Origin of the sequence: Citricoccus zhacaiensis (assembly GCF_014645315.1) — a bacterium.
In the GTDB taxonomy this organism is placed as follows: domain Bacteria; phylum Actinomycetota; class Actinomycetes; order Actinomycetales; family Micrococcaceae; genus Citricoccus; species Citricoccus zhacaiensis.
In genome coordinates this window covers 89,523-101,444 of the sequence record NZ_BMLQ01000012.1, presented here as the reverse complement: position 1 = coordinate 101,444, position 11,922 = coordinate 89,523, and the positions used below count along the sequence as shown (strand labels likewise).

General features: G+C 67.5%; 10 protein-coding genes. 7 read left to right on the top strand and 3 right to left on the bottom strand.

Annotated features, from left to right (window positions below; all coding sequences use genetic code 11):
- The first annotated feature begins 463 nt into the window (after positions 1-463).
- The 5 genes from chcC1 to chcB2 are packed head-to-tail and all read left to right on the top strand — an operon-like array spanning position 464 to position 6,681.
- Complete coding sequence (chcC1, locus tag IEX49_RS15970) at positions 464-2,260, top strand: 4-oxocyclohexanecarboxylate 2-dehydrogenase (RefSeq protein WP_188807164.1); 1,797 nt, start codon at positions 464-466, stop codon at positions 2,258-2,260.
- The gene (locus tag IEX49_RS15965; protein ID WP_188807162.1) at positions 2,257-2,637 is read left to right on the top strand and encodes a Dabb family protein; all 381 of its coding nucleotides are present in this window, start codon (positions 2,257-2,259) and stop codon (positions 2,635-2,637) included. Before chcC1 ends, IEX49_RS15965 begins: the two co-directional genes overlap by 4 nt.
- Complete coding sequence (locus IEX49_RS15960) at positions 2,634-4,037, top strand: MFS transporter (protein ID WP_229672817.1); 1,404 nt, start codon at positions 2,634-2,636, stop codon at positions 4,035-4,037. Before IEX49_RS15965 ends, IEX49_RS15960 begins: the two co-directional genes overlap by 4 nt.
- A 32-nt stretch (positions 4,038-4,069) precedes the next feature.
- Positions 4,070-5,821, top strand: coding sequence for a 4-oxocyclohex-2-ene-1-carboxylate 5-dehydrogenase (chcC2, locus tag IEX49_RS15955; RefSeq protein WP_188807160.1), 1,752 nt, complete (start codon positions 4,070-4,072; stop codon positions 5,819-5,821).
- The gene (gene chcB2 / locus IEX49_RS15950) at positions 5,818-6,681 is read left to right on the top strand and encodes a cis-4-hydroxycyclohexanecarboxylate dehydrogenase (protein WP_229672815.1); all 864 of its coding nucleotides are present in this window, start codon (positions 5,818-5,820) and stop codon (positions 6,679-6,681) included. Before chcC2 ends, chcB2 begins: the two co-directional genes overlap by 4 nt.
- Positions 6,682-6,726: 45 nt before the next feature.
- On the opposite strand, the gene IEX49_RS15945 is transcribed toward chcB2, so the two are convergent.
- From IEX49_RS15945 to IEX49_RS15935, 3 genes are read right to left on the bottom strand one after another with little or no spacing between them, the layout of a single operon-like run.
- The gene (locus IEX49_RS15945) at positions 6,727-7,503 is read right to left on the bottom strand and encodes a FadR/GntR family transcriptional regulator (protein WP_188807159.1); all 777 of its coding nucleotides are present in this window, start codon (positions 7,501-7,503) and stop codon (positions 6,727-6,729) included.
- A 4-nt stretch (positions 7,504-7,507) separates the two neighbouring features.
- Positions 7,508-7,927: a Zn-ribbon domain-containing OB-fold protein gene (locus IEX49_RS15940; protein ID WP_188807156.1), complete on the bottom strand. Its 420-nt coding sequence runs from the start codon at positions 7,925-7,927 to the stop codon at positions 7,508-7,510.
- On the bottom strand, positions 7,924-9,114 hold the full coding sequence (locus IEX49_RS15935) for a thiolase family protein (RefSeq protein ID WP_188807154.1): 1,191 nt from the start codon (positions 9,112-9,114) through the stop codon (positions 7,924-7,926). Before IEX49_RS15935 ends, IEX49_RS15940 begins: the two co-directional genes overlap by 4 nt.
- A 110-nt stretch (positions 9,115-9,224) precedes the next feature.
- On the opposite strand from IEX49_RS15935, the gene IEX49_RS15930 reads away from it, so the two are divergent.
- Positions 9,225-11,459 (top strand): acetate--CoA ligase family protein, encoded by a 2,235-nt coding sequence (locus IEX49_RS15930; protein ID WP_188807152.1) that lies wholly within the window; start codon positions 9,225-9,227, stop codon positions 11,457-11,459.
- Entirely contained in the window at positions 11,444-11,908 is a 465-nt protein-coding gene (locus tag IEX49_RS15925; protein WP_188807150.1) for a MaoC/PaaZ C-terminal domain-containing protein, read from the top strand. Before IEX49_RS15930 ends, IEX49_RS15925 begins: the two co-directional genes overlap by 16 nt.
- Positions 11,909-11,922 lie beyond the last annotated feature (14 nt).

The window sequence follows — 11,922 nt, the reverse complement described above, 5'->3', positions numbered from 1 at the left end:
GGTACCAGTCCGGGTTGCGATCACATCGGAACAGCACTGTGATGAGTCACACCCGCAGGGTGGACAATCTTCTGATCAAGCTACCGAGGTGGGCCGGACGGGTACCGGCCGACCACCCCGATGAATGGACAAGTCCCGAAAAAGACACCCGAAGGTCAGTGGGTTTTTGAGCCACATCCATGGGACGGAACGGCCGGTAGCCATCCTGCCAGCCAGTCCCAGACCAGCCACCACCAAGACTCACAGTGGGTGTTCTGGCCCAACACCCATGCCAAGTCGACTGAAAACGCAGGGCTGTCCCGATGGCTGTCCCGATGAACGGACGGGCGCGTTCGAATCAATGGAACACCCCCTCTCGCCCCGGGTGTGACCGGTGCCACGATCCTTCCCAGACCTTCCGCAGTGACCGGCGACACATTGATCCGTGAGCCGGAGCCGCGGGCCCCTGACCGAAGGATCACCCATGCGTCTCCTCACCGCAGACCCCACGCCCGACGCCGGCCGGCCGGCTTCCGCAGACGGCGGTACCAACAGCCTCGCGGCCTACGACGTCGTGGTCGTCGGCTCCGGTGCCGCCGCGCTGACCGCCGCCGCCACGGCTGCCCGCGCCGGCCAGTCCGTTCTCGTGCTGGAGAAGTCCGAGCTGCTCGGCGGCACCTCCGCCGTCTCGGGCGGCATGCTCTGGGTGGTGGACAACCACTACGCCCGCGAGGCCGGGATCGCCGACTCCAAGGCCGCCGGCCGTGAGTACGTGGAGGCGGTGGCCCGGGGCCGCGGCCGCGCCGAGCTGCTGGACGCCGCCCTGGACCACGGGGACACCATGCTCCGCTTCGCCGAGGACGAGCTCGGCGTGCGGTTCATCTTTCTGGACAACTTCCCGGACTACCGGCAGGACCTGCCCGGCGCCGTCACCGGTGGCCGCACGGTGGAGCCGGAGCTGTTCAACTACCGCGAGGCCCTCGGCGATCTGGCCGAGTACCTGCGCAGCGACGGCCGCCACCCGTACACCATGCAGGAGTACGAGGACTGGGGCGCCTTCACCACCTTCCCCTGGGACGAGCTCAATGAGCGCCAGGCGCAGGGCTTCGCGGCCAAGGGCCACGCCCTGGTCGCCATGCTGCTCAAGGCCTGCCTGGACCACGGGGTGCAGTTCGCCATCGAGGCCCGCGTGGAGCGGTTGCTGACCACCGGGACCCACGGCGGCGGCGCGGGCACCTCCGCGAGCCGCGTGGCCGGCGTCGTGCTGGCGGACGGGACCGAGGTCCAGGCCAACGCCGGCGTGATGCTGGCCGCGGGCGGCTTCGAATGGGACCAGGCCCTGGCCGACTCGATGCTCGCCACCCGCCTGTACACGATGTGCTCCCCGCCCTCGAACACGGGCGACGCCCTGAAGATGGCCCAGCGGATCGGCGCCATGACCCGCGGCACCCGTGAGGCCTGGTGGGCGCCCATGTCCCTGGTGGGCACGCTGCGGGACGGCGAGCCGGTCGGGAACCTGCTGCGCTTCGAGCGCCAGGGCCCGGGCTCCATCATGGTCAACCGCCACGGCGAGCGCTTCGCCAACGAGGCGCAGAACTACAACGACCTGGCGCGCGTGCTGCAGTCCTGGGACTCGGCCAACAACCAGACGCTGAACACCCCGGCGCACGTGGTCTTCGACCAGTCCTACCTGGAGCGATACGGCCTCCTGGACCACCGGGCCGGCCAGCCCACCCCGGACTACCTCGTCGAAGCGCCCACCCTGGAAGAGCTGGCGGCGAAGATCGGCGTCCCCGCCGAGGCGCTCGAACAGACGGTCACCCGGTTCAACGAGCACGCCGTGGTGGGCGAGGACCCGGACTTCGGCCGCGGCGCCTCCGAGTACGACCGCTACTGGGGCGATGCCGAGAACCAGTGGCCCAACCCCTCCCTCGGCCCGCTGCAGTACGGCCCGTACTACGCGCTCGAGGTGGTCAACGGCGCCTTCGGCACCTGCGGCGGCGTGGCCACGGACGGCAACGGGCAGGTGCTCGACGTGGACGGCGCACCGATCGCCGGCCTGTTCGCCGCCGGCAACACCACCGAGAGCCCCTACGCCGCCGGCTACCCCGGCGCCGGCGCCACCCTCGGCCCGCTCATGACCATGGCCTACCTGGCCGGCCGCCGCCTGGCGGGCCAGCCGGCGGACTACGTGGGCACCGAGAACACCGGGCACGACGACGGCCGCGCACCGGGCGCTGCCCGGTCTGGTTCCCGGGATCTCGAGGAGGTGTCCGCATGATCCGGCACATCGTGATGTTCCGCTGGAAGGACTCCTTCACCGAGGACATCCGCGCCCAGTGGATCGAAGGACTGAACCGACTCCACGGCGAGATCCCCGGACTGCTGGCATTCCAGCATGGACCCGACGTCCTGAGGACGGTGAAGTCCTGGGACCACGTCATCATCGCCGACTTCGAGGACCGCGACGCCCTCGCCGTCTACAACACCCATCCTGCCCACGAGGCCATCAAGCCCTTCTCCCTGCCGAACGTGCTGGACCTGGCTTACGTGGACCTCGACCTCCCCGCTGCCTTATCCGCCGACCTCCCCGTCAGCACCACCGACACCCACACCACTTTCCCCATCACTTCCCACACCCCCGAGGACCACTCATGAGCACCACCGCCACACCCTCACCCACCGGAACCGGAGCGCACGCCGCGCGGACCGGCGCAGGCGACCGGGCCGACGTCGTGATGGAGCACCAGGGCACGCCGAAGAAGGCGGCCCTGGCCTCCTTCCTGGGCTCCACCATGGAGTACTACGACTTCTTCATCTACGGCACCGCCGCCGCCCTGGTGTTCCCGCAGCTGTTCTTCCCGGGCGGTGACCCGGCCATCGCGGCCATCGCCTCCTTCGCCACGTTCGGCGTTGCGTATATCGCCCGTCCGCTCGGCGGCCTGGTGATGGGCCACTTCGGGGACCGGCTGGGGCGTAAGAACGTGCTGCTGGTGACCCTGATGATCATGGGCCTGGCCTCGCTGGCCATCGGCCTGCTGCCGACCTTCGAGTCGATCGGCATCTGGGCCACCGTGCTGCTGGTGGTCGCCCGCCTGGCGCAGGGCTTCTCCGCCGGCGCCGAGTCCGCGGGGGCCTCCTCGCTGACGATCGAGCACTCCCCGGAGGGCCGCCGCGGCTTCTTCACCTCCTTCGTGATGATGGGCTACGCCGCGGGCATGGTCCTCTCCACGGTCGTGTTCATCCCCATCGCGGCCCTGCCGGAGGAAGCCCTGCTGAGCTGGGGCTGGCGGATCCCGTTCCTGCTCTCAGTGTTCGTGCTGGCCATCGCCTTCTGGGTGCGGACCAAGCTGGACGAGACCCCCGTCTTCGAGGAGGAGGTGGCCGAGGCCGGCGAGGTCAAGAAGCTGCCTGCCGGCGAGGTGCTGAAGTACCAGGGCGGGGACGTGCTGCGCGTGATGCTGATGTCCGCGTTCTCCGTGATGCAGACGATCTTCACCGTGTTCGGCCTGTCCTACGCCGTGGACCAGGGCGGCTTCGAGCGCACGGACATCCTGACCGTCAACGCGGTGGCCATCGGCCTGTCCATGGCCATCATGCCCTTCGCCGGCAAGCTCTCGGACCGGATCGGCCGCAAGCCGCTGATGCTGACCGCCATGATCGGCTGCTCCGTGGCCATCTTCCTGTACTTCCTGGCCCTGGGCACCGGCAACATCTGGCTGGTCTTCGCCGCCTCGTTCCTGTTCATGACGGTGCTGTACTCCGGCTTCAACGGCGTGTGGACCTCCTTCTTCGGGGAGCTGTTCGCCGCCCCGGTCCGCTACACCGGTATGGCCATGGGCAACCAGCTGGGCCTGGTCCTGGCCGGCTTCGGCCCGATGATCGGCGGCATGCTGCTTGGCGCCGGCGCGTTCGGCTGGGTCCCCGTGGCGATCTTCGGCTGCGTGGTGGCCCTCATCGCCGCCGCGGCGTGCTTCAGCTCGCGGGAGACCGCGCACACTCCCATCGCGGAGCTCGGCGAGCCCTACCTCAGGGGCACCGGCCGGACCCGAGCCTGAACACGATGTCTACCCCGAACTCTGGAGAACACATGACCGAGAAGAACCCCCTCCACAAGTGCGACGTCCTGGTGGTCGGCTCCGGCGCCGCCGGCATGGCCACCGCGCTGCGGGCCGCCCATGACGGGCTGAACGTGATCGTGGCGGAGAAGTCCCCGCACTTCGGCGGCACCACGGCCTTGTCCGCGGGCTGGTCCTGGGTGCCGGGCAACCCGAAGGGCTCCGCCGCCACGGGGGACACCCGGGCCGAAGCGGAGACCTATCTGAAGGCGCTGTCCGGGGACTACTACAACGAGGAGGGCGTGGCCGGTTTCCTGGACACCGTCCCCGAGGCGATCGATTTCTTCGAGGACAACACCTCCGTGGTGTTCTCCTACCCGGAGAAGGCCCCGGACTATCAGATGGACCTTCCCGGGGCTCGCCTGGGAGGGCGCGCGATCCTGCCGTCCGACGCGGACATCCGCATGCTGGGCGCCCGCCGCAAGGAGCTGCAGCCGTACCTGAGTTCCTACACCGTGTTCGGGTACATGCCGCAGGTGGGTCCGGACATGGCCACCATCCTCAAGGCCAACCAGTCCGTGAAAGCCTTCACCTACACCGCCTCCAAGCTGCTGCGCACCTGGGTGGATACCGCTCTGTTCCAGCAGCCGCTCAAGCGCACCAACGGCTCCGCCCTGATGACCCGCATGGTCGCCTCCGCGCTGGAGGCCGGGGTGCGGGTATGGACCTCCACTCCGGTGGAGGAGTTGGTGGTGAACGACGGCGGCGCCGTCACCGGTGCCATGTTGTCCGGCACGCATGCCGGCACCGTGCAGGCACGCCTCGGCGTGGTCCTGGCCGGTGGCGGCTTCTCCGGAGACGAGGAGCTGCGCCGCCAGTACTTCCCGCATGACAAGAACGGCGGGGAGCACTTCACCCCGACCCAGGGCCACGACGGTTCTTCGGCGCGGATGGCGATGGCCGTGGGTGGGAGGATCAACGCGGCCGTGTCCTCCCCGGGCTCCTGGGCCCCGGTGACGGTGTTCAAGAACCTGGTCACCCGCACCCAGCGGCTCTTCCCGCACCTGCGCCAGATCGGGCTGCCCGGCATGATCACGGTGGACAAGCACGGGAAGCGCTTCGGCAACGAGGCGCTGAGCTACCACGACTTCGGCCGGCAGATGCTGGACCACATGAAGGACGAGGAGTCGGTGTACGCGTGGATCGTGGGCGATGAGAAGCTGATGCGCAAGTACGGGATCGGCTTCGCCAAGCCCACCCCGATCCCGCGTCAGCTGTTCTACGCCGCGGACTACCTGGTCAAGGGTGAGACCGTGGCCGAGCTCGCTGAGAAGATCGGTGTGGACGCCGCCGGGCTGCAGTCCACGATCGACCGGTTCAACCGGGATGCCGTGGCCGGGGAGGACACCGAGTTCGGCCGCGGGTCCACCGCGTACAACCACTTCCGCGGGGACATGGACCACAAGCCGAACCCGAACCTGGCCACCCTGGACCAGGCACCGTACTACGCCGCGAAGGTGCGGATGGGGGACCTCGGTTCCTTCGCGGGGATCGACGTGGATTCGCGGCACGCGGTGGTGCGCGAGGACGGCCAGCGGATCCCGGGGCTGTACTCCGTGGGTGCCGCTGCCGTGTCCGTGTTCGGTGGCGGGTACCCGGGCTACGGCTCGCACATCGGCCCGGCGCTGGTGTTCGGTTACCGGATGGGCCGCGATATTGCTGAGCTGGCCGCCGAGTCCGGTTCTGCTGATGCCCTGGAGCGGGCCATGGAGGTCGGTGCGTGAGTTCGACTGATCCTGTGGGGGCCGGCGTGGGGCGTGGTGCTGAGATGGGTCAGATGTCCGACGCCGGCCCCCGGCTGGGTGTGGATCCCTCGCCGTTCGCGGGGCGCACGGCGGTCGTGACCGGTGCAGCCGGCGGGATTGGTGCGGCGACCGCGCGGATGCTCGCCGCCCGTGGGGCCGCCGTGGTGATCGGTGACGTGGACCCGCGGGCCGCTGACGTGGTGGCTGAGATTGAGGCTGCGGGCGGTCGGGCGTTGTCCGTGCGTTGCGATGTGATCGACGAGGAGTCCGTGGCGGCGCTGATGGATGCCGCGGCAGAGTTCGGTGACTCTCCTGGTGCCGGCGGCGGCTCCAGGAGCGTGGATGTCCTGGTGGCCAACGCCGGCATCGCCGAGCGTAAGGGGCCCCTGCACGAGCTGGACGTGGATCACTGGCGCACCGTGTTGGACATCGACCTGACCGGGGTGGCTCTGTCGCTGAAGCACGCGTTGCGGCACATGGACGCCCAGGGTTCCGGGGCCGTCGTCGCGGTTTCCTCGATCCTCGGACTCGTCGGCCAGGCCAACTCCGCGCCGTACTCGGCGGCCAAGGCTGGGGTGGCCAACCTCGTCCGCTCCGCCGGACTCAGCTACGCGCCGACCGGGATCCGCGTGAACGCGGTGGCCCCGGGTTACGTGGAGACCCCGCTGACCGCCAAACTGGACGAGTCCGTCCGCTCGCAGATGACCGTCCGCCAGCCCATCGGTCGTCTCGGCACGCCCGAGGAGGTCGCCGAGGTCATCTGCTTCCTGGCCTCCGACGCCGCGAGCTTCGCCACGGGTGCCGTGTGGTCCATTGATGGAGGCTACGTGGCGCAGTAATAGCCACTGCTCAAGGCCGATCGTCCGGTGCGCGTCGGGCAGTAATCAGTCCGGGTGAGATACCAGCAATCGACTCTGCAGCGCTGCGAAGTGCTTGGCGAGTGCCAACTTGGCGGCTTCGGGATTACGTTCCCGTAGTGCCTGCACCAACTCTTGACGAGTCTCGTGCGTCTCGGGGCCGCCGGTGGGACCGGTCTCGAGGTGGAAGTGCCGCGTGATCTCCAGCAGAGGCCCCGTCAGAGTCTCCGCCACGCCATTGTGGGACATCTCAGAGAGCTTCCGGTGAAACTCAATGTGTAAGTCCAAGCGTTGCTCGTACTCCGGAACGTCATCCTCGGCTTGGCGGGAGGCCTGCGCAAGCGCGGCGAGTTCTTCAATTTGTTCGTCGCTGGCATTCTCGCAAGCCTGTGCGGCGATGTACTGCTCCAAGACCATGCGGACGTCGATGAGCTCTTTGACGTTGTACTGGCGAAGGGCGATGCCGTCAATCAGGTTCTGGGACAAGGCGGCCGAGTTTGAGTTGGTGAGGAAGGCTCCGCCGGTGGCGCCCTTCTTCAGCGTGACGAGCCCAGAGACCTCGAGCATCCGGATCGCCTCCCGGACGGTGTTCCGGCTGACGCTGAGTTGCTCGGCCAGGTCGCGCTCGCTGGGAAGCTTCTGGCCTGGCTTGAGCTCGTTGGACTGGATGCGGTCGCGGATCTGCTCGATGATGGCGTCGACGGCGCGACGAGGGCGGACGCTCGCAAAGGGCTGAGCTGGGCGATCCACGTATTGCCTCCCTTTGGGCTGGTCTGTCTGGCCAGCCGGCGTCGTGATGGACATGGGCTCAGGTCGCCACAGGGCGGGCTGCGAAGGCCATGTCGTCCGTGTATCGTAACGCGACGATTTCCACCGGGCTGTCCAGCGGAGTGTCCACGGGCCCGAGGAATGCCGTGGCCAGCCGGGGTCCGTCCTCGAGGTCCACGATGGCGACCTGATAGGGCGTGAAGGCCTTGAAAGCTTCGGGAGCGGCATGCACGGAGGTGACGGAGTACAGCGTTCCTTGCCCGGAGAGCTCCACCCAGTCGACATCGCGGTTCCAGGTGGCCGGGTCGAACTCCCTGGGCGGGAACGTGGGGACGCCGTCGGAGCCGAATCGGGTGGTGATGAACCGTCCCTGGGCCAGAGCCTCCCAGAAACGGGTGGTGAAGGGCGTCTTCCGGGGCGGGTACGGGTGCGGGCGGTCGAGTTCGACGGTGTCAATCATGCGGAGACCCTTTCGAGGATGTGTACCAAGGCGGCGTTGTAGTTGCCGAGTTCGGCTGTCGCAAGTCCGACGGAGGCGTCCTTGACCTGTCGTTCTCCTGCTTGATGCATCAATTGCTCGCAGGTCTCCAGCAGGTTGTAGAGCGGGGTGACATAGGCGGGGTGACCACGGGAGGTCAGCCCGCCGGAGGTCGAGAGGGGGATGTCCCCGCCCAGGGAGGTGCGGCCCTCCGCGGCGAACCGTGCGCCGGCTCCACGGGGCGCGAAGCCGAGGGCCTCACTGACGAGGACTTCGACGATGGTGCAGGGTGCGTACAGCTCGGCGAAGTCAATGTCGGACGGTCGAAGCCCGGCCTCATCGAAGGCCTGCCCACCGGCCTTCTGGGCTGCGTTCAAGGCGATCATGTCGTTGGGTGTCGCCGTGATCTGGTGGGCGCCCTCGTGATGGAAGCCGGTGCCGCGCACCACCACATAGGGCCGCCCACTGGCGCGGGCGACCTCCTCGTCGGCCAGCACTAGGCACACCGCCCCGTCGCTGCGCGGGGGTACCTCGAAGAGCCCCAAGGGGTGCACGATGGTGGGCTGGTCCAGGACCTCTTCCAGGGTGGTGGGCTTGCGGTACTGGGCCAGAGGATTCAGCGTGGCGTGGTGGCGGTTCTTCACGGCCACCGTGGCGACGTCCTCGCGGGTTGCCCCGAAGTCGTGGAGGTAGCGCATCATGTCCATGGCATACCAGGCGATAGGCGTAATGCCGAAGGGTGCCTGAAAATCCACGTCACCCACGGCCCGCATGGAGCTCATCATGTGCTCGCCTGAGGGGATGGCGGTCTCATAGTTCACGCCCAGCGCCAAAGCCACTTTGGCACGGCCCGTGCGGATGTTGTCGGCCGCATGCTCGAAGGCGAAGCCACCGGTCATCCCATTGCCGAGGACCTCGGCCACGAACCCGTCGCAAGGCAGCTGCAGATAGCTCGCCATGAAGGTCGCGAAGTACTTCTGCTGCGTGTAAGGACGGGGCTGGGCGAAGCTCAGCCCGCCGATGTCCGACTTGTCCACCTGGGCCATCTCGACCGCCCGGAGCACCACGTCAGCCAGGACCTCATGTTCCAGGGAGCCGCTCTCCGGCCCTTGGGGTTGGAGTCGGCCCACGGGGGTTGCCGCATAACCGATGACTGCCACTCTGCCCATGTCGTGCTCCTCCTGGCGGATGCGAATCGAGACGTTTGGAACACCTCTTGACGGACTTTGAGACTACAGTCACACTGGCAATGGATCAACCTTTGAAACCCAGGAGTGACATGACTCACCACCGTCCCTTGTATGGGCGTGAAGACCTGCGCAGGCTTATCGAGCCCCAGACCATCGCGGTCGTCGGCGCATCCTCGACCGAGGGCAGCTTCGGCCGACGCACCCTCGAGAACCTCGCTCACTTCGGCGGCACCGTCTATGGAATCAATCCCAAGTACAGCGACATCCTCGGATACCAGACGTTCCCGAGCCTGAGCGATCTGCCCGAGACGCCGGACTGTGTGATCGTCGGGGTCGGACAGAAGCTCGCGGAGTCAGTGATCAAGGAAGCCGCCGAGCTCGGCATCGGCGGGGCCATACTCTATGCGTCCGGGTACCGCGAGGCGGGCGGCGCAGACGGCGAGGCAGCGCAGCAGCGACTCCTGGACACCACGCAGCGGGCCGGACTCCGGCTCGCCGGGCCCAATTGTGTGGGCCTTGTCAACGCCAACAGCGGCGCCGGGATGAACTTCATGACCGATTGCGGAGAGATGATCCAAGGAGACGCCGGTCGGATCTCCCTGGTCTCCCAGAGTGGCGCGCTCGGCTACGCGCTATTGCAGGGACTGCACCGCGGCCTGTCCTTCAGTAAGTTCCTCGCCTGCGGCAATTCCGTCGACATTGACGTCGCCGACTACGTGTCCTATCTGGCAGAGGATCCGGACACATCCACCATCGTGTGCCTGCTGGAGGGCATCTCTGACGGCGGGCGGTTCATCGAAGCCATCCGCAAGGCCGGCCGCGCCGGCAAGCCGGTGATCGTCTACAAGGCCGCCAACGGCGAGGCCAGCAGCAGGGCCGCCCTGTCCCACACCGGTACCCTTGCCGGCTCGGCAGACGCCTACCGTGCCGCCTTCAAGCGTGCGGGGGCGATCCTCGTCGAGGACTTCGAGGCACTCATGGAAGTCGCCGCCTTCTTCGACCGGAACTCAGAGGGCCCCACCGGCGAGGGCGTCGGCATCATGGCCACCTCGGGCGGAGCCGGTGTGATCTGTGCCGACAAGGCCGAGGAGAACGGGCTGCTTCTGCCCCCCTTGGCTGACGCGACCACGAGCGTGCTGAACGATGTGGTCCCTGGCTTCGGGTCCCTGGCCAACCCAGCAGACCTGACAGCAGAGGTGTTGAAGAACGTCGAGACGTTCAAGACGAGCCTCACGGCATTCTGCGACGACCCGGCCTTTGGCGCCGTGGTGGTGCCACTGACATTCGTGCACGAGGCAACCACCGGCGTGCGTGCCCGGTACCTGGCCGAGGTGGCGGCCGAGTCCACTACGCCTTTGGCAGCGGTCTGGATGAACGAGTGGCTCGAGGGACCCGGCAGCCAGGATCTCGACGGCGACGCGTCCGTCGCGATCTTCCGTTCCCCGGCCCGGTGCATGTGGACCATCAGGCAGTGGATGGACTGGCACGCGCGCACCGACTGGTCTCCGCTGGCCGAGTCCGCAGCTGACCGCGGTCGTGAGTCGCCGGCAGCTGGCCTGCTGGCCGCCCTGCCTGCGGGGACCACGGCCCTGACGGAGTCTGCCGCCAAGAAAATTGTGGCCAGCTATGGCATCCGCGTACCAGGGGAGCGCGCGGTCCATGGACCTGACGATGCTGCCGCTGCAGCGGAGGCCATGGGCTTTCCCTTGGTGCTCAAGGTGGTCTCCCCAGACATCCTGCACAAGTCAGAGGTCGGCGGCGTGAGGGTGGGGCTCAACAGCGCGGAGGAGGTCCGTGAAGCCATCTCCACCATGGCTGCTCGGCTGGTGTCAGAGGCCCCGAACGCCCGCATCGAGGGCTACAGCCTTCAGACGATGGCGGGCGAGGGGCCGGAGATCCTGTTGGGTGCCCGCTTCGATCCGGTCTTCGGGCCCCTCATCCTGCTCGGCAGCGGCGGCGTCTGGGTCGAGATTCTCCGGGACGTCAAGGTCTATCTCACTCCGATGGATCGGGCCACGGCCCGCGCGGCCGTGGCTGAGATGACCCTGGCCGGTGTCCTGAATGGGGCCCGCGGTGAGGACGCCTATGACATCGACGCCATCGCCGACGCCATCGTTGCCTTCTCCCGGTTGGCCCGAGACCTCGATGGCGTGGCCACCGAGGTCGAACTGAACCCCGTCCGGATCACCCGAGACCGGGGCCCGGTCGCCGTCGATGCGCTCATGGTGCTGACGGCGGAGCAGGAGCACACCCGACAGAACCAGACCGATGCCGCGTCAGCGGATGTAGAGGCAGAAGGAGTAGTCCAGTGGGCAAATGCGTAGAGGATTTCATCGTCGGTGAGGTTAGGGAGAGCCCCGCCCGTACCGTCACAGAAACCGACGTGGTGACGTACTCCTGGGTCTCCGGCGATACCAACCCCATGCACACAGATGCCGAGTACGCCGGCCGATCACCGCTGGGCCAACGCATTGCCCACGGCACTTTGGGCATGTCGATCGTCACCGGCCTCAGCGCCCGTATGGGCGAATTCGACGGGACAGCCATCGCCGCACTCGGTGTGGACGAATGGGTGTTCCTTGCCCCCATCTTCATCGGGGACACAGTCCGGCTGCGCACCACCATCCAGAGCGCCAAGACCACTTCGAAGCCGGACCGCGGCGTGGTCGCCCGGCAGATGGAACTCGTGAACCAGGACAACACGGTGGTCCAGCGCGGCGTCATGAAGACCATGGCCTACACCCGCGCCGGACTTGAAACACAGACCAATTGAAGGAGAAACCGTCC

Bases quoted from the DNA above. Each gene is read 5' to 3' on its own strand.
- chcC1 (WP_188807164.1), top strand. From the start codon at position 464: ATGCGTCTCCTCACCGCAGACCCCACGCCCGACGCCGGCCGGCCGGCT.
- IEX49_RS15965 (WP_188807162.1), top strand. From the start codon at position 2,257: ATGATCCGGCACATCGTGATGTTCCGCTGGAAGGACTCCTTCACCGAG.
- IEX49_RS15960 (WP_229672817.1), top strand. From the start codon at position 2,634: ATGAGCACCACCGCCACACCCTCACCCACCGGAACCGGAGCGCACGCC.
- chcC2 (WP_188807160.1), top strand. From the start codon at position 4,070: ATGACCGAGAAGAACCCCCTCCACAAGTGCGACGTCCTGGTGGTCGGC.
- IEX49_RS15945 (WP_188807159.1), bottom strand. From the start codon at position 7,503: ATGTCCATCACGACGCCGGCTGGCCAGACAGACCAGCCCAAAGGGAGG.
- IEX49_RS15940 (WP_188807156.1), bottom strand. From the start codon at position 7,927: ATGATTGACACCGTCGAACTCGACCGCCCGCACCCGTACCCGCCCCGG.
- IEX49_RS15935 (WP_188807154.1), bottom strand. From the start codon at position 9,114: ATGGGCAGAGTGGCAGTCATCGGTTATGCGGCAACCCCCGTGGGCCGA.
- IEX49_RS15930 (WP_188807152.1), top strand. From the start codon at position 9,225: ATGACTCACCACCGTCCCTTGTATGGGCGTGAAGACCTGCGCAGGCTT.